The sequence below is a fragment of the Pseudomonas sp. FA-1 genome (genome assembly GCF_056856075.1).
This window is the reverse complement of record NZ_JBWXTH010000001.1, coordinates 310,453-327,245: the sequence shown is the minus strand read 5'-3', so window position 1 is coordinate 327,245 and position 16,793 is coordinate 310,453. Positions and strand designations below refer to the sequence as shown.

Annotated in this window: 16 protein-coding genes; 5 read left to right on the top strand and 11 right to left on the bottom strand. The window is 63.5% G+C overall.

Features of this window, described 5'->3' with window-relative positions:
• Window positions 1-26: 26 nt before the first annotated feature.
• Entirely contained in the window at window positions 27-683 is a 657-nt protein-coding gene (gene betI / locus AC1MHZ_RS01485; protein ID WP_084853915.1) for a transcriptional regulator BetI, read from the bottom strand.
• Between the two features lie 420 nt (window positions 684-1,103).
• Between betI and AC1MHZ_RS01480 the strand changes: the two genes are divergently transcribed.
• On the top strand, window positions 1,104-3,107 hold the full coding sequence (locus AC1MHZ_RS01480; protein ID WP_084853917.1) for a BCCT family transporter: 2,004 nt from the start codon (window positions 1,104-1,106) through the stop codon (window positions 3,105-3,107).
• A 125-nt stretch (window positions 3,108-3,232) separates the two neighbouring features.
• Here the strand turns inward: AC1MHZ_RS01480 and AC1MHZ_RS01475 are convergent, their stop codons facing one another.
• The 4 genes from AC1MHZ_RS01475 to gpmI all read right to left on the bottom strand — a co-directional run bounded on the left by AC1MHZ_RS01475 (window position 3,233) and on the right by gpmI (window position 8,385).
• Window positions 3,233-3,997, bottom strand: a complete 765-nt coding sequence (locus AC1MHZ_RS01475) for a divergent polysaccharide deacetylase family protein (RefSeq protein ID WP_482965948.1) — start codon at window positions 3,995-3,997, stop codon at window positions 3,233-3,235.
• Window positions 3,998-4,005: 8 nt separating this feature from the next.
• Window positions 4,006-5,337, bottom strand: a complete 1,332-nt coding sequence (locus AC1MHZ_RS01470; RefSeq protein WP_084853921.1) for a S41 family peptidase — start codon at window positions 5,335-5,337, stop codon at window positions 4,006-4,008.
• An 87-nt stretch (window positions 5,338-5,424) separates the two neighbouring features.
• Window positions 5,425-6,711: a murein hydrolase activator EnvC family protein gene (locus AC1MHZ_RS01465; protein WP_084853922.1), complete on the bottom strand. Its 1,287-nt coding sequence runs from the start codon at window positions 6,709-6,711 to the stop codon at window positions 5,425-5,427.
• A gap of 138 nt (window positions 6,712-6,849) precedes the next feature.
• Complete coding sequence (gene gpmI, locus AC1MHZ_RS01460) at window positions 6,850-8,385, bottom strand: 2,3-bisphosphoglycerate-independent phosphoglycerate mutase (RefSeq protein ID WP_084853924.1); 1,536 nt, start codon at window positions 8,383-8,385, stop codon at window positions 6,850-6,852.
• 203 nt (window positions 8,386-8,588) lie between these two features.
• Here gpmI and AC1MHZ_RS01455 point away from each other — a divergent pair, with 203 nt between their 5' ends.
• From AC1MHZ_RS01455 to secB, 3 genes are read left to right on the top strand one after another with little or no spacing between them, the layout of a single operon-like run.
• Complete coding sequence (locus tag AC1MHZ_RS01455; protein ID WP_224457204.1) at window positions 8,589-9,002, top strand: rhodanese-like domain-containing protein; 414 nt, start codon at window positions 8,589-8,591, stop codon at window positions 9,000-9,002.
• A gap of 2 nt (window positions 9,003-9,004) precedes the next feature.
• Complete coding sequence (gene grxC / locus AC1MHZ_RS01450) at window positions 9,005-9,259, top strand: glutaredoxin 3 (RefSeq protein WP_043212544.1); 255 nt, start codon at window positions 9,005-9,007, stop codon at window positions 9,257-9,259.
• Between the two features lie 39 nt (window positions 9,260-9,298).
• A complete protein-coding gene (gene secB, locus AC1MHZ_RS01445) occupies window positions 9,299-9,781 on the top strand; it encodes a protein-export chaperone SecB (protein WP_084853928.1) in 483 nt (160 codons plus the stop codon).
• A 103-nt stretch (window positions 9,782-9,884) separates the two neighbouring features.
• On the opposite strand, the gene trmL is transcribed toward secB, so the two are convergent.
• Window positions 9,885-10,340 (bottom strand): tRNA (uridine(34)/cytosine(34)/5-carboxymethylaminomethyluridine(34)-2'-O)-methyltransferase TrmL, encoded by a 456-nt coding sequence (gene trmL, locus AC1MHZ_RS01440; RefSeq protein ID WP_084853930.1) that lies wholly within the window; start codon window positions 10,338-10,340, stop codon window positions 9,885-9,887.
• Between trmL and AC1MHZ_RS01435 the strand changes: the two genes are divergently transcribed.
• On the top strand, window positions 10,339-10,776 hold the full coding sequence (locus AC1MHZ_RS01435) for a hypothetical protein (RefSeq protein WP_482965947.1): 438 nt from the start codon (window positions 10,339-10,341) through the stop codon (window positions 10,774-10,776). The genes trmL and AC1MHZ_RS01435 overlap by 2 nt on opposite strands.
• A 297-nt stretch (window positions 10,777-11,073) precedes the next feature.
• On the opposite strand, the gene ntrC is transcribed toward AC1MHZ_RS01435, so the two are convergent.
• The 5 genes from ntrC to glnA all read right to left on the bottom strand — a co-directional run bounded on the left by ntrC (window position 11,074) and on the right by glnA (window position 16,415).
• Entirely contained in the window at window positions 11,074-12,510 is a 1,437-nt protein-coding gene (gene ntrC, locus AC1MHZ_RS01430; RefSeq protein WP_482965946.1) for a nitrogen regulation protein NR(I), read from the bottom strand.
• A complete protein-coding gene (glnL, locus tag AC1MHZ_RS01425; RefSeq protein ID WP_084853935.1) occupies window positions 12,507-13,592 on the bottom strand; it encodes a nitrogen regulation protein NR(II) in 1,086 nt (361 codons plus the stop codon). Before glnL ends, ntrC begins: the two co-directional genes overlap by 4 nt.
• A gap of 264 nt (window positions 13,593-13,856) precedes the next feature.
• Window positions 13,857-14,402, bottom strand: coding sequence for a chorismate mutase (locus AC1MHZ_RS01420; RefSeq protein ID WP_084853937.1), 546 nt, complete (start codon window positions 14,400-14,402; stop codon window positions 13,857-13,859).
• Between the two features lie 35 nt (window positions 14,403-14,437).
• A complete protein-coding gene (locus AC1MHZ_RS01415; protein ID WP_324816712.1) occupies window positions 14,438-14,878 on the bottom strand; it encodes a cupin domain-containing protein in 441 nt (146 codons plus the stop codon).
• 130 nt (window positions 14,879-15,008) lie between these two features.
• Window positions 15,009-16,415, bottom strand: coding sequence for a glutamate--ammonia ligase (gene glnA / locus AC1MHZ_RS01410; RefSeq protein WP_084853940.1), 1,407 nt, complete (start codon window positions 16,413-16,415; stop codon window positions 15,009-15,011).
• Window positions 16,416-16,793 lie beyond the last annotated feature (378 nt).

The following is a 16,793-nucleotide window of genomic DNA, read 5'->3' as shown; positions in this document are numbered from 1 at the left end:
AGTGCAGTGTGTGGTTGGCTACCGCGTCACGCTCCTGCCTGCTCGGCAAGCGCTGCGCGCGAAGGTTCAGAGGCCTGGTCGGTAATGCCCAGGGTCTGTTGTTTAGCCAGTTGTAGATCCATGTATTCGTAAGCAATCCGTATCGCCTGGTCGGTGTCGAATTCGTCACCCGACAGCGCACCACGCAGCCACAGGCCATCGATCAGGGCCGCCAGGCCGCGGGCAGCCTTGCGCGCATGGTAGAGCGGCAGGACGCGGCGGAACTGGCAGCACAGGTTGGAATACAAGCGGTGGTCGTTGATCCGCTGCAACCTGTGCAGGTCTGGCTGGTGCATGCTGGAGGCCCAGAAGGCCAACCAGGTTTTCATTGCCGGGCCATTCACCTGGCTCGCATCGAAGTTGCCTTCGATGATCACTTTCAGGTGGGCACGCGGGCTGTCGTCCGTCAGTGCCTGGCGACGCGCCGCCACCCCTTCGTTGAGCATGCTCATGACGTAGCCCATCGTCGCTGCGATCAGGCCATTCTTGTCCCGAAAGTAGTGACTGATGATGCCGTTCGACACACCGGCCAAACGGGCAATCAGCGCAATGCTGGCATCTCCCAGGCCGACCTGATCGACAGCCTGTAGCGTGGCTTCGATCAACTGCTGGCGGCGGATGGGTTGCATACCGACCTTGGGCATCTTGCTATCTCCTCAGGCCTGCGATCAGACGACGAGCGGCTGCCTCGGCGAAGGCCAGTCTATTTTGTTTTGATTGAACGTTCAATCAATAAAGAATAAGCTCTGCGACAATTTGTGCCATTGACAGTTTTTCAGGCGGTCGAGAAGGCACGGATTGACACCCCAGGAAATCGCGTAACCCCCGGAATACAAGGCGTTGACGGGCATGAGCGATGCGAATGACAGATTCCGCCGGGCGGTCACAGGCCGAACGGGAAGCCCTTTGGAGCGGGCTGGAACTGTTTTTTTTGCAACGATTCGATTCGGGATCACGGTTTCCTAGGTGCATTTATAACACCTGACGCAGTGGGGCTATTCCACCATTTGCTTGGGAAACATCTGATTAGCCTTCACCCCGCACTTGCCCGGAGCATTCGTGCAATGAGTTCTGCCTCCCTAACCAAGCCTCCCGCCGAACGCGTGCGGGTCAACCGCGTGGTGTTCTACACCTCCGCCCTGCTGGTCCTCGCCTTGACTGCCTTGCTCATCGCGGTTCCTGAAACAGCTGGCCATGTGCTGGGCATTGCCCAGAAATGGCTGACCCGCACCTTCGGCTGGTACTACATGCTGGTGATCTGCGGTTACCTGCTGTTCGTCGTCTACCTGGCCTTCTCCGACTACGGCAAGCTCAAGCTGGGCGGCAAGGACGACCAGCCTGACTTCAGCTACGGCGCCTGGGCCGGCATGCTGTTCTCCTCCGGTATCGGTATCTCGTTGCTGTACTTTGGCGCATCCGAGCCGCTGGACCACTACTTCAACCCGCCAGAGGGTACCTCGGCCAGCCTCGAGGCCGCGCGCCAGGGCCTGCAGCTGACCTTCCTGCACTGGGGCCTGCACGGCTGGGCGATCTACGCCCTGGTCGGCCTGGCCGTGGGGTACTTCGCCTACCGCCACAACCAGCCGCTGGCACTGCGCTCGGCGCTGTACCCGCTGGTCGGCGAGCGTTGGGTCAAGGGTGCCGCGGGCAACGCCGTGGACATCTTCGGCATGTTCGTCACCCTGCTGGGCCTGGTCACCAACTTAGGGATAGGCTCGATGCAGGTGGCCTCGGGCCTGGAATACCTGTTCGGCATCGACCACAGCAAGACCAACCTGCTGGCGGTCATCCTGGTCATGGCCGGTGTTGCCACCGTAGCAGCGGTATCGGGCGTGGAGAACGGCATCCGCCGCCTGTCCAACCTGAACATCATCCTGTTCAGCGGCCTGCTGATCTTCGTGTTGCTCGGCGGCCAGACCCTGCACCTGCTCAACGCCTTCGTGCAGAACATCGGCGACTACCTCAACGGCCTGGTGCTCAAGACCTTCGACCTCTATGTCTATGAAGGCGAGGCGGGCAAGTCCGAGCGCTGGCTGGGCCTGTGGACCGTGTTCTACTGGGCTTGGTGGATTTCCTGGGGCCCGTTCGTCGGCATGTTCATCGCCCGTATCTCCAAGGGCCGTACCGTGCGCCAGCTGGTGACCGGCGTGCTGCTGATTCCGTTGGGCTTCACCCTGGCCTGGCTGTCGATCTTCGGCAACACCGCGCTGGACCTGGTGATCAACCAGGGCGCCGTGGAGCTGGGCAAGACGGCGCTCGAGCAGCCTTCGATGTCGATCTACCAGCTGCTGGAATACTTCCCGGCCGCCAAGATCGTCATCGGTGTAGCGGTATTCGTCGGCTTCGTGCTGTTCCTCACGCCGGCCGACTCGGGCGCGGTGATGATGGCCAACCTGTCGTGCAAAGGCGGCAAGGTGGACGAAGATGCGCCGCACTGGATGGTGGTGTTCTGGTCGGTGATCATCACGCTGGTCACCATCGGGCTGCTGTTCGCCGGTAACTTCGAAGCCATGCAGACCATGGTGGTGCTGGCTGGCCTGCCGTTCTCGGTGGTGCTGGTGCTGTTCATGTTCGGCCTGTACAAGGCCATGAAGCAGGACGTGGCCGTCGAGCAGGAGCGCGCCGAGCTGGCTGCCCGTGGCCGCCGTGGCTTCAGCGAGCGCTTGAGCCAGATGGACCTGCAGCCGACCCAGGCCGTGGTCCAGCGTTTCATGGACAAGTACGTAAGCCCGGCGCTCAAGGACGCCGCCGCGCAGATGCGTCTGCAAGGCTTCGAGGTCGAGGCCCGTGCCGGTCACTCGCGTAACCTGATGGGCCTGCGGGTGATGATGGAAGAGGGCAACCCGTTCGTTTATGAAGTCAGCCTGGACGGCTACCAGGCCGCGCCGAGCGAGGCGCAAGTCGAAGGGGCGCCGGAAGTGCCCCAGCGCTTCTACCGTGCTGAGGTCTACCTCCATGATGGCAGCCAGGAATACGACCTGATGGGCTTCACGCCTGAGCAGATCGTGCGCGATGTGCTGGATCAGTTCGAGAGCCATCGCCAGCTGCTGGGGCGTGTGTATAGCTGATACGGCTTGATGCAATGAAGAAGAGCCCGGTTCGTGAGAATCGGGCTCTTTTCATTTGTGGATGAGGGCTCGGCTTGAGTGTTGTGGCGGGGCGGGAATCGAGCGCCGCTCCGCCTATTTGCTTCTCAACGGTTGCTGTAGCGCCCGTTATGGCCATGGCCCGGCATCGCCTGGTTGCCGCGCTGGGCGATCATCTGATGGATGTCGATCAGCTCGATGCCCTGGCCTCTGAGCCGAGGTATCTCCCGCGCCAGGACGTCCAGGGTCTGCGGATAGGGATGCCCGATGAGCACCGCCGAGCCTTGCTTGCGAGCCAGGGCGATGCCTTGTTGCAACTGGGCCGTGATGGCTTCGGTGGTGCGCACGTCGTCCAGGAACACATCCCGCGAAACATGCGCCAGACCCTGCTCCTGGGCCTTGGCCGCGGCCACGGTGGTGGCGCTGGTGCGGCTGTCGACGAAGAACAGGTGGCGCCGCTGCAATTCGCCCATCAGCCAGGCCATGGGTCCAGGCTGGGCGGTCATGCGGCTGCCCATGTGGTTGTTGATGCCGGCGGCGAAAGGCACCTTGGCCAAGGCAGTGTCCAGGCGGCGGGCCAGTTCCTCGACCGGCGTGCCCGGCGTCCAGGCATAGGGGCCAGTAGCCGGATCCATGGGCATGTGCAGGATCACCGTGCGCCCGGCCTTGTGGGCCTGGCGGGCGAAATCGGTGGCGTGGGGTGTGTCGGGCATGATCGCCAAGGTGACCGGGCCTGGCAGGGCGAGGGTGCGACTGTCGCGCTCGCTGTTCTGGCCCAGGTCATCGATGATGATGCTCATGTAGGCCTTGGCCGGCGCCGCGTGGGCGGGGCCGGCCAGCAGGCAGAGCAGCGAGAACAGCAGGTAGCGCATGGGCAGGGTCAGTCACCCTTGGTGATGTTCAGGCCCTTGAGCAGGCTCAGGGCCTGGCTGAGCTGGAAGTCGCCATCCTGCGGGCGGTCCTTGCGCTTGGCGCTGCCGGTCGGACGATCGGCGCCACCATTACCGTTGCCCAGGTGGCCTTGCAGGTCGGCTTCCTTGAAGTTGTCGGTGTCCGCTTCGGCGGTGAGCTTGGCCGGGCGTACTTCGATATCCGGGACGATGCCCTGGGCCTGGATCGAGCGGCCGTTGGGGGTGAAGTACAGGGCAGTGGTCAGCTTCAGGGCGCGGTCGTTGTTCAGCGGCAGCACGGTCTGTACCGAGCCCTTGCCGAAGCTGTCGGTGCCCATCAGCACGGCGCGTTTCTGGTCTTGCAGGGCGCCGGCGACGATCTCCGAGGCCGAGGCGCTGCCGCCGTTGATCAGTACCACCAGCGGCACGCCTTCGCTGGCATCGGCCGGGTCGGCCGAGAAGCGCAGCTCGGAGTTGGCGATGCGGCCCTTGGTGTAGACGATCAGCCCTTTGGTCAGGAAGTGGTCGGCCACTTCCACCGCCGACTGCAAGACGCCGCCTGGGTTGTTGCGCAGGTCCAGGACCACGCCGCGCAGCTTCTTGCCGTTGTCCTTGCGCAGCTTGGCCAGGGCCTTGCCCACTTCATCGCCGGTCTTGACCTGGAACTGGGTGATGCGGATATAGCCATAGTCATTTTCCAGCAGCTGGCTCTTCACGCTCTTGACCTGAATCACCGCACGGGCGAGGGTCACGTCGAACGGCGTACCGCCGTCGCGCACCAGGGTCAGGGTGATCTTCTCGCCGACCTTGCCGCGCATCTTGTCGACGGCCTCTGTCATGGTCTGGCCACGGGTCGGGGCGCCGTTGATCTTGACGATCAGGTCGCCCGCCTCGATGCCGGCGCGCGAGGCCGGGGTGTCGTCGATCGGCGATACCACCTTGACGAAGCCGTCCTCCATGCCCACTTCGATGCCCAGACCGCCGAATTCGCCGCTGGTGCTTTCCTGCAGCTCCTGGAAGTCTTCGGGGCCCAGGTAGGCCGAGTGCGGGTCGAGGTTGCTGAGCATGCCCTTGATGGCGTTTTCCAGCAGGGTCTTGTCGTCCACCGGCTCGACATAGGCCGCCTTGATGCGGTCCATGACTTCGGCGAAGGTGCGCAGCTCATCCAGCGGCAGCGGTGCGTTGGCCGTCACCTCGGTGGCCGGGACCGCAGCGCGGCTGGCCGGCGTTGCCGGTGCCGGCTCGGCGGCGCAGGCCAAGGGCGCGCCGACCACCAGTGCGATGGTCAGGGCCAGCTGGGTGAGGCGAGGCGAGTGCAGCATGTCGAACGAACTCCTGATCCTGTTGGCGCTCCCGCGGGAGCATCGGCGCAGCGGTGGGTTGCGCTACGCCGTAGACGTTTGAGGGGGCTAGCCCCGGCACCATTGGGCAGGGTCGGTCGGCCGGCCCTGCTGGCGGATGGCGAAGTACAGACCCGAACTGTCCTGCCCACCGCTGTCGCCGACGGTGGAGATGGCTTCGCCGGCCTTGACGATATCGCCGGCGCTCTTGAGCAGGCTCTGGTTGTGGCCGTACAGGCTCAGGTAACCATTACCATGGTCGAGAATGACCAGAAGTCCAGCGCCGCGCAACCAGTCGGCGAACACCACGCGCCCGCCGTGCACGGCGCGCACCTGGGTGCCGGGGCTGGCGCCGATCATCACGCCGTCCCACTTGGCCCGGGCATCGCCACCGCGTGCATCGCCGAAGCGTGCCAGCAATCGACCATTGACCGGCCATGGAAGTTTTCCGCGCGCGGCAGAAAATGCGCCGCCATAGTTCGCGCCGTCGCTGGAAACCAGCGGGCCCAGCGTGGTTCGGGCCTTTTTCGTGGGCGTTTCGGTGGCCGAGCGGGCGGCGAGGGCTTCCTGCTGGCGGCGTTTTTCCGCCTCGCGCTGGGCCAGCAGCGCCTTCTGGCGAGCTTCCTCGGCTTCGCGGGCCTGGCGGGCCAGGGTTTCCTCGATGGTCTTGAGCACCTTGGTGAGGTCGGCCTGGTCCTGCTGGCGAGCCTGCAGCTTCTGGTCGCGAGCCTTCATGTCGCCGTTGAGCTTGGCCAGCACCTGCCGGCGCTCGTTGCGGACGGCCTCGAGGGCCTGCCGGCGGCTGTCGAGGTTGCCGCGCTGGGCCAGCAACTGCGCCTGCTGGCGGCTGATGTCCTGCTCGACGTTGGCCAGCTGGCGCAGGGTTTCGTTGAAGGCGCGCAGTTGTTCCAGGCGCGCCTTGCTCAGGTAGTCGTAGTAGGTGAGGGTGCGGGCGAACTTCTCGGGGTTCTGCTGGTTGAGCAGCAGCTTGAGGTATTCCTCGCGGCCGCTCTGGTAGGCGGAGCGGGCCTGGATGGCGATCAGTCGCTGTTGTTCAACGCGGGCGCTCTGGAGTTTTTTTTTCTCGGTATCAAGGCGCTCCAGCTCGCCCTCGGTCTTTTTTAGTTCTTCTTGCAGCGCCTCCACCTGTTTTTCGAGATCGCCGATTTCGGTCTCGGTGGTCTTGAGGTCTTTCTGCACACCGGACTTCTCCTCCTGGAGCTTGCCCAGCATTTTTTTCAGCTCGGCGATGTCCTGGCGGGTGGCTTCCAGTTGTTGCTGGGTCTGCGCACGCTCGTCGGCGAAGGCCGGGCTGAGCAGGCAGGACAGGGCGATGAGGATCAGGGCGCGGAGCATGGGGTTGGGCGTACCAGGGATGGAGACTGGCCTAGTATGCCCGCCCGTGCCCGCAAAAAAAACGCCTCGCGGTATTTGTGGCGAGGCGTTTGTCTGGAAACCGTGCAGCGGGGCTGCCTTGCAGCCCCTGGCAATGGCTCAGGCGTCGACCAGAATCGAGGTGCCGGTCATTTCCGCGGGTTTTTCCAGCCCCAGCAGCTTGAGCATGGTCGGCGCCACATCGGCCAGCACGCCGCCTTCGCGAACCTTGAGGTCGCGCTTGCCGACATAGATGAACGGCACAGGCTCTGTGGTGTGGGCGGTGTGCGCCTGGCCGGTGCACGCGTCTTCCATCTGCTCGACGTTACCGTGGTCGGCAGTGATCAACGCTTCGCCGCCGACCTTGTCCAGCGCCTCGACGATGCGGCCGACGCAGCCATCCAGGGCCTCGACGGCCTTGACCGCCGCCTCGAACACGCCGGTGTGGCCGACCATGTCGCCGTTGGCGTAGTTGACCACGATCACGTCGTAGCGCTGCTGCTCGATGGCCTCGACGATGCGGTCGGTGACCTCCGGTGCGCTCATCTCAGGCTGCAGGTCGTAGGTGGCCACCTTCGGCGACGGAATCAGGATGCGCTCTTCGCCTTCGAACGGCTCTTCGCGCCCGCCGGAGAAGAAGAAGGTGACGTGGGCGTATTTCTCGGTCTCGGCGATGCGCAGCTGGGTCTTGCCGTGCTTGGCCAAGTATTCGCCGAGCACGTTGTCCAGGCTGGCCGGGGCGAATGCGGCCGGGGCCGGGATCTTGGCCGAATACTGGGTCAGGCCGATGTAGGCGGCCAGTTTCGGCAGGCGGGCGCGGGGGAACTCGTTGAAGTCGGGCTCGACGAACACGCGGGACAGTTCGCGGGCGCGGTCGGCGCGGAAGTTCATGAAGACCACGGCATCGCCGTCCTCGACCTTCACCGCTTCGCCGATGCGCGTGGCTTTCACGAACTCGTCGCTTTCATCGCGGGCGTAGGCGGCTTCCAGGCCTGCCACGGCCGAGTCGGCGGTGTAGTCGGCGACGCTGTCGACGATCAGGTTGTAGGCGGCGGCGACGCGGTCCCAGCGGTTGTCCCGGTCCATCGCGTAGTAGCGGCCGATGAGGCTGGCGATACGGCCTTTGCCCAGCTTGGCGAAGGTGGCATCGAGCAGCTCGATGGATGACTGCGCGCTGCGTGGCGGGGTGTCACGGCCGTCGAGGAAGGCGTGCAGGTAGATTTTTTCGGCGCCACGTTGTGCGGCCAGCTCGGCCATGGCGATGAGGTGGTCCTGGTGGCTGTGCACGCCACCATCGGAGAGCAGACCGAGGATATGCACGGCCTTGCCGGCACCTACGGCCTTGTCCACCGCGCCGGTCAGGACTGGGTTGTGGAAGAACTCGCCATCACGGATGGCCTTGGTCACCCGGGTGAAGTCCTGATACACCACACGCCCTGCGCCGAGGTTCATGTGGCCGACTTCGGAGTTGCCCATCTGGCCGTCGGGCAGCCCGACATCCATGCCGGAACCGGAGATCAGGCCATGGGGCTGGCTGGCCCGCAGGCGATCGTAGACCGGGGTGTTGGCGGCGAAGATGGCGTTGTACTCGGGGCTTTCGCTGTGCCCGAAACCATCCAGGATAATCAGGACCAAGGGTTTTGGCGTGCTTGTCATCAATCCTACTCACGGTTGCAAGATGATAAAGACACGCATTCTAGGGCAATTCGGCCAAGCGCGGCCAATTTCCTCCGGATGGCCGGCCATCGCTCCGACAGGCTGCCGATGTAGGTGTTTTCCCAGCGGGCCCGGCGGGCTTTGGCCGGCTTTGGGGGCTGTGTATACTGGCCGGCATTTTCAATCGCGTGGAACACCCTCAGATGGTTGCTAACCTGATCCAATTTGCGACAAACCACTACATCCTGGTCGCGATCTTCGTTGTACTCCTGGTCTTGCTGCTCATCAACGAGATCCGCCGTGGCGGCCAGAGCCTGAGCAATGGCCAGCTGACCGCCCTGGTCAACGCCGACAAGGGCGTGGTGATCGACATCCGTCCGGCCAAGGAATACGGGGCGGGCCACATCGTAGGCGCCTTGAACATCCCGCAGGACAAACTGGTCAACCGTATGGCCGAGCTGGACAAGCACAAGGGCAAGACCCTGATCGTGGTGGACAGCATGGGCCAGCAGTCCGGCACCATCTGCCGCGAGCTGCTCAAGGCTGGTTACACTGCCGCCAAGCTCAGCGGTGGCGTTTCCAGCTGGAAAGCCGATAACCTGCCCCTGGTGAAGTGATCATGAAGCCTGTCATCGTCTACTCCAGCGACTATTGCCCCTATTGCATGCGCGCCAAGTACCTGCTCGAGAGCAAGGGGGTGGCCTTCGAGGAAATCAAGGTCGACGGCAAGCCCCAGGTGCGCGCCGAGATGAGCCAGAAGGCCGGCCGCACTTCGGTGCCGCAGATCTGGATCGGCACCACTCACGTTGGCGGTTGCGATGACCTCTACGCCCTGGAGCGCGCAGGCAAGCTCGACGCCCTGCTCGAGGCCTGAGCACTTCCTCTTACATAACCATTAGGAAAAGGATCTGCCATGACAGACCAGCAGAACAACGGCGCCGCCGAAGACAACTCCCCGCAATTCTCCCTGCAGCGTATCTACGTGCGCGACCTGTCGTTCGAAGCGCCGAAGAGCCCACAGATCTTCCGCCAGCAGTGGGAGCCGAGCGTCTCGCTGGACCTGAACACCCGCCAGAAGGCCCTGGAAAGCGATTTCCACGAAGTGGTGCTGACCCTGTCGGTGACCGTCAAGAATGGCGAGGAAGTGGCGTTCATCGCCGAAGTGCAGCAGGCTGGTATCTTCCTGATCAAGAACCTCGACGCCGCTTCCATGAGCCATACCCTCGGCGCGTTCTGCCCGAACATCCTGTTCCCGTACGCCCGCGAGACCCTGGACAGCCTGGTGACCCGTGGTTCGTTCCCGGCCCTGATGCTGTCGCCGGTCAACTTCGACGCCCTGTACGCGCAAGAGATGCAGCGTATGCAGGAAGCTGGCGAAGCGCCGACCGTTCAGTGATCCTGCCGGTATGAAGAAAGCGCCCCTCGGGGCGCTTTTTTATGGGGCGTTTTGAGGATGTGTCAGGGCTGCCAGGTGTTCGTCGTGAAAGATTCAGCGCCTGTCAGGCAAACCCCTGCTGGCGCCATGCCTCGTACACCGTCACCGCCACGGTATTGGACAGGTTCAGGCTACGGCACCCTGGTCGCATCGGCAGGCGCAGGCGCTGCTGCGCGGGCAGGCTGTCCAGCACCTCGGCGGGCAGCCCGCGACTCTCAGGGCCGAACAGGAAGGCATCGCCCGGTTGGTACGCCACTTCATGGAAGGGGTGCGAGCCCTTGGTGGTGAAGGCGAACAGCCGCGGCTGGCCGAGGCTTTCCAGGCAGTCGGCCAGGCTCTGGTGGCGCTTGAGCGTGGCATACTCGTGGTAATCCAACCCTGCCCGGCGTAGGCGCTTGTCGTCCAGCTCGAAGCCCAGCGGCTCGATCAGGTGCAGGTCGCAGCCGCTGTTGGCGCACAGGCGGATGATGTTGCCGGTATTCGGCGGAATCTCTGGTTGAAAGAGGATGACGTGAAACATGCACGGCTCCAGGCGTAATGATGACGAGCATTCTACCCTCGAACCCGACCTGCGTTCGAAGGCCTGGCCACGTGTGCTGTTGTCACTGGCCATCGTCGGCTTGATGATGGGCCTGATGATCGGCCGCCTGACCGCGCCTGAGGAGCGGATACTGGAACAGGTGGGGGTGGTGCCGGACGGCTTGGAGCTGTGGTTCGATGACGAGCCCAGGCTACATGGTGAAAACGTAGAGGGCACGGTGGCGCTGGTCTTCCAGGCCCAGGGGCGGGAACAGCGCGGCCAGATGCAGGTCCAGGGCAAGCCTGCGGCCTGGCGGTTGCGCCAGAGCGAAGAGGGGCTGCTATTGACCGTGGTTGCCGCGCGCCCTCTGCAGGGCGAATGGGCCGGTGCAGAGGACGCTGGTCGCTGGCGGGTGCGGGTGAAGCTGCACGAATAAAAGAGGGGATATCCCGGCCTGCCTGTACCGAGGTCCCCAAAACTGGAGGTACCTGGTGTATTGCAGGTGCCGTGCCAGTTCTGCAAAAGCCCGTGAATGCTGGGTTTAGAACGGTTCTGGCGGGACTTCCGGTAGTTTTTGTGCCTTTGGGCAGTGCGGTGGGCACCGGATCGGTGCAAGAGGCGGCTTGAGGTGTTGCCCTTGCAGACGCAATCGCGGGACAAGCCCGCTCCTACAGGGGGGCACGGTGCTGAGGGCAGCGGCCTCCCGTGGGAGCGGGCTTGCCCCGCGATTGCGTCAGTGGTCGTCGCTGTCCTCTTCATCCCCGCCATCGACCCGCATGCCCAGCTCCTTGATCTTGCGCGTCAGGGTATTGCGCCCCCACCCCAGCAGCACCGCCGCATCGCGCCGGCGCCCGGCGGTGTGCTTGAGGGCGGTCTCGATCATGATGCGTTCGAAGCTGGGCACGGCGCTGTCGAGCAGGTTCGACTGGCCGCGTGTCAGGGCCTGGTCGGCCCATTGGCGCAGGGCTTGTTCCCAGTTGGTCACCGGCGCCGCATCGTGCGGTAGGTTGAGCAGCTCCGGTGGCAGGTCGCCGATCAACACCTCGCGGCTGGAGGCCATGACGGTGATCCAGCGGCAGGTGTTCTCCAACTGGCGCACGTTGCCCGGCCAGGGCAGGTTGCGCATGAATTCCTCGGTTTCCGGCTTGAGCAGCTTGGGTTCCACTGCCAGCTCCTTGGCCGCCCGGCCAAGGAAGTGACGCGCCAGGGCGGGAATGTCCTCGCGCCGGTCTGCCAGGCGCGGGATATGGATGCGGATCACGTTCAGGCGGTGGAACAGGTCCTCGCGGAACTTGCCGGCCTGCACCAGCGATTCGAGATTCTGGTGCGTGGCGGCGATGATGCGCACGTCCACCTTGACTGGCACATGCCCGCCAACCCGGTAGAACTCGCCATCGGCCAGCACTCGCAGCAGGCGGGTCTGGGTGTCGGCTGGCATGTCGCCGATCTCGTCGAGGAACAGTGTGCCGCCATCGGCCTGTTCGAAGCGGCCGCGGCGCAGATTGGCCGCGCCGGTGAAGGCACCTTTCTCGTGGCCGAACAGTTCGGATTCCATCAGGTCCTTGGGGATCGCCGCCATGTTCAGCGCGATGAACGGCGATGCCGCGCGCGGGCTGTGACGGTGCAGCGCATGGGCCACCAGCTCCTTGCCGGTGCCGGACTCACCATTGATCAGCACGGTGATATTGGAATGGCTGAGCCGGCCGATGGCGCGGAACACCTCCTGCATCGCCGGGGCCTCGCCGATGATCTCCGGCGTGCGGGCCAGGCTTGTCGGCACGTCGAGCGCCTGTTGCTCCTGGGCATGCTGGTTGGCGCGTTTGACCAGCGCGACGGCTTCGTCCACATCGAACGGCTTGGGCAGGTATTCGAAGGCGCCGCCTTGGTAGGACGCCACGGCGCTGTCCAGGTCGGAATGGGCAGTCATGATGATGACCGGCAGGCGCGGGTGCTGTTCGCGGATCTGTGCGAGCAGGTCCAGGCCGCTGGTACCGGGCATGCGTATATCGGAAATGATCACGTCCGGTTGTTGCCGGGCCAGGCGGCCCATGACCCCGTCGGCGCTGTCGAAGCTCTGGGTGGTCATGCCTTCCTGTTGCAGGGCTTTTTCCAGGACCCAGCGGATGGAGCGGTCATCGTCGACGATCCAGACGGTTTCACTTCGGCTCATGAGGCGGTGGCTCCTTGTTCCAGGGGCAGGAAAATCGAGAAGGTGGTATGGCCAGGGTGGCTGTCACATTCGATCAGGCCCTGGTGCTGGCTGATGATGTTCTGGGTGATGGCCAGGCCCAGCCCGGTGCCGTCCGGGCGCCCGCTGACCATGGGGTAGAAAAGGGTGTCCTGCAGTTCGGCGGGAATACCCGGGCCGTTGTCGATGATTTCGATCCGTGCGACCAGGCGATGACGGATGTGGCCGATGGTGAACTGGCGCACGGCGCGGCTGCGCAAGGTAATTCGGCCCAGGCGCAGTTCGTTCTGCCCGGCGATCGCCTGCATGGCGTTGCGCACGATATTGAGCACGGCCTGGATCATCTGTTCGCGGTCGATCAGCACGTCCGGCAGGCTCGGGTCGTAGTCGCGCACCAATGTGATGCCGCCTTGGCTCTCTGCCTCCACCAGGCTGCAGACCCGCTCCAACACCTCATGGACGTTGGTCATGGCCAGCGACGGCAGCTTGTTCGAGCCGAGCATGCGGTCGACCAGGTTTCGCAGACGGTCGGCCTCCTCGATGATCACGTTGGTGTAGTCGCGCAGGTCGTCATGGGGCAGCTCGCGTGACAGCAATTGCGCCGCGCCACGGATCCCCCCCAGAGGATTCTTGATTTCGTGGGCCAGGCCGCGTACCAACAGCTTGGTGGTCTCCTGCTTGCTCAGCTGGGCTTCTTCCTTGGTGATGCGCAGCAGTCGGTCGCGGGGGTGGACCTCCAGCAGCAGCAAGGTCTGGCCCTGGTGCAGGATGGGGGTGACGGCATAGTCGACGGTGATTGCCTGCCCGGTCAGGGAGGTGAGCTGGGCTTCGCGCTTGGTGAACGGGTGCGCCTGTTCCACGGCCTGGCGCAGGGAATTGAGCGCCTCGGTCGATTCGGTGAACAGCTCGCTGATGAATTGCCCATGGCTGCGCTGCCCGCTGACCGCCAGCAGCATTTCCGCCGCCGGGTTCATGTACTCCAGGCGCAGCTCGGCATTGAGCAAAAGCGTGGCCGTGGTCAGGTTGTCCAGGAGCAGCCGGTGCTGGGCATCGCTGATGGTCATGGCGTCTTGGACCTCGTTTGGGCGCGTGGTTGGCTCGTGAGCGGGCTCCGGCTGGGCTAGGGCGCGCGCGGGTGATCCTCTCGGTGCAAAGGAAAATGCAAGAAACAAACCAAGGCTCCGAAAAGAAGCGGATTTTCCGGATAAAGGCCTGGATTTGTGCGAAATCAGGACAAAAAGCCCTGGTTTATCGTTTCTTGTGACCTGTATTGGGATGCATCGCGGGGCGCATGGCCTCGCGGTGCACCAATATAGAGCATAGGGCGTTCAGCTGCGTTCGCACAGCTGCGCGGTGGCGCGGACCAAGGCGAAGGAGTGGGGGACATTCTTCGAGCGCTGGGCCAGGGCATCGGCCAGTTGTTCGGCACACAATGGCGTGCGCTGTTGGTCGAAGCGCGCCAGGTCCAGGAGCAGCTGGTTCTGCAGGTTGTCGAGCTGTGGGCGAATTTCACTGGCAAGGTCGCGGCGCGGGGTCTTGGGCGCACGGCGTTGCTGGTGCCATGTGTTGAGGTAGTGGTATTGCAGCAGCTTGTTGGCTTCGATCTGGTCGGCGAAGAACGCTTCGGCGCGCGTTGGGCTCAGGCGATAGTCAGGGGCTGCCTGGCGCACGTTGGCCAGAACCTCTCGTTCGCGCTGCGGAGCCTGTACCGGCTGGCGCTGGTCCCACTTGTGAAGGGCAACGGCTTCGGCCAGCTCCAGGCGCTGTTCCATGTTGTCCAAGAGGCGAACCAGAGCGATGTTGCGGTTGTCAGGCGTGGCGCAGCCAAGCAGGCTCGTGGCGAGCACCAGGAAGGTGAGCATGCGTATGGGCATCGGTTCCTCCTCCAGGGTAGGCGCGAAGAAAACGCTCAAATCTGCTCAGGACAGAGCGGCGCAGGCGTGGCATCGGGAACCCCTGGAGCGCTTGCATAGAACACGAGCAACTGCGCCGGTTGTTCCTCGGTGAAGCCGCGGTGGATGCCTCCGACGATTTCGGCCAGTGCATCCCCGGCTTTGAGCGTTCTTTGCTTGCCGTTCTGGGTTTCGACCACCAGCTCGCCTGCCATCACAAAGCCCACGTTGGGGGCCGTATGACAGTGCCAGTCGAGAGCGGTGTTGGCTGGGATGCTTATTCTGAGCAATGCCAGCTCCGGTTGCCCCTTGGGATAGGCTTCATAGGGTGTGCCGTCCCAGGCGCTGGTGGTACGAAGCAGGACTTCAGTCTCGGCGCCGTTGGGCCCGATGGAGGGGCTGGTGCAGCCTGTCAACAGTATCGAGGCGGCGAGGGCAAGGCGGGCAGTGCGTGGCATGAAGAGGCTCCATCTGGAAGACGAAGCTCTGAGCCTGCGGTGGCTGGACGAAGAATGCTGTAGGCATTGTCTGAAATGAAAAGGCCTCCAGAGGAGGCCTTTCGTTACGCCGGGTCGTACAGGTCTGGAATCAGACGCTGTAGTACAGGTCATATTCCAGCGGGTGGACGAAGGTGCGGACTTTGATCTCTTCTTCGGACTTCAGCTCGATGTAGGCATCGATGAAGTCGTCGGAGAACACGCCGCCCTTGGTCAGGAACGCACGGCCCTTGTCCAGCTCTTCCAGGGCTTCCTTCAGGCTGCCGCAGACCTGCGGGATTTCCTTGGCCTCTTCAGGCGGCAGGTCGTACAGGTTCTTGTCGGCGGCATCGCCTGGGTGGATCTTGTTCTGGATACCGTCCAGGCCGGCCATCAGCAGGGCGGCGAAGCACAGGTACGGGTTGGCAGCCGGGTCCGGGAAGCGCGCTTCGATACGGCGGGCTTTCGGGCTGGAAACGTACGGGATACGGATCGAGGCCGAACGGTTACGGGCCGAGTAGGCCAGCATGACCGGGGCTTCGAAGCCAGGCACCAGACGCTTGTAGGAGTTGGTGGCCGGGTTGGTGAAGCCGTTCAGGGCCTTGCCGTGCTTGATGATGCCGCCGATGAAGTACAGGGCGGTATCGGACAGGCCGGCATAGCCTTCGCCGGAGAAGGTGTTCTTGCCGTCCTTGGAGATCGACATGTGGACGTGCATGCCCGAGCCGTTGTCGCCGTACAGCGGCTTGGGCATGAAGGTGGCGGTCTTGCCGTAGGCGTCAGCCACGTTGTGCACGCAGTATTTCAGGGTCTGGACTTCGTCAGCCTTGGTGACCAGGGTGTTGAACTTCACACCGATTTCGTTCTGGCCGGCGGTGGCCACTTCGTGGTGGTGAACTTCGATGACCAGGCCCATTTCTTCCATGGCGTTGCACATGGCAGTACGGATTTCGTGGTCGTGGTCGCACGGCGGAACCGGGAAGTAGCCGCCTTTGACAGCAGGGCGGTGGCCCTTGTTGCCGCCTTCGACGTCCTGGTCGGTCATCCAGGAGCCCTGTTCGGAGTAGATCTTGAACATGGAGCCCGAGATGTCGGACTTGAACTTGACCTGGTCGAAGATGAAGAACTCAGGCTCCGGGCCGACGAACACGGTATCGCCGATGCCGGTGGTCTTGAGGTATTCCTCGGCGCGCTTGGCGATGGCGCGTGGGTCACGGTCGTAGCCTTGCATGGTGGACGGCTCGACCACGTCGCAGACCAAGATCAGGGTCGGTTCTTCGGTGAACGGGTCCAGGACGGCGGACGCGTCGTCCGGCATCAGGATCATGTCGGAGGCTTCGATACCTTTCCAGCCTTCGATCGACGAGCCGTCGAACATCTTGCCGGCTTCGAAGAAGTCGTCTTCCAGCGCATCGCGAGCGGGCATGGTGACGTGGTGCTGTTTGCCTTTGGTGTCCGTGAAACGCAGATCAATCCACTTGACGTCATGATCTTTGATGAGTTGAACCGACTTCGACATGTTGTCCTCCGGATGGTCTAGGGCGCGGTGGGCCGCTGCCCTGGAAAAAGGGTGTCGCCGGGCGCGGATAGTCGGCCAAGCTTACCTGCCTCACAAGAGAGCAATTTGCATGCCAGTGCTCGAAAATGGCGAGGATGGGATAAAAGGGGGCGTTGGCAGGCATTTTGCCTAAAGGGTACCTTTGAAAATGCACCCATAAGATGCGTTTTTTTGAAGCGGCGCACCATTGTGGTGCGATGGTGATCATGTGCGCCCCATCGCGGGACAAGCCCGCTCCTACAGGGAGTTGCGCACAACGGGCTCTCGGTGGGAGCGGGCTTGTCCCGCGATGAGGGCCGCACAGGCAACATAAATCCATGTCCTGATCAAAAGTTGCTC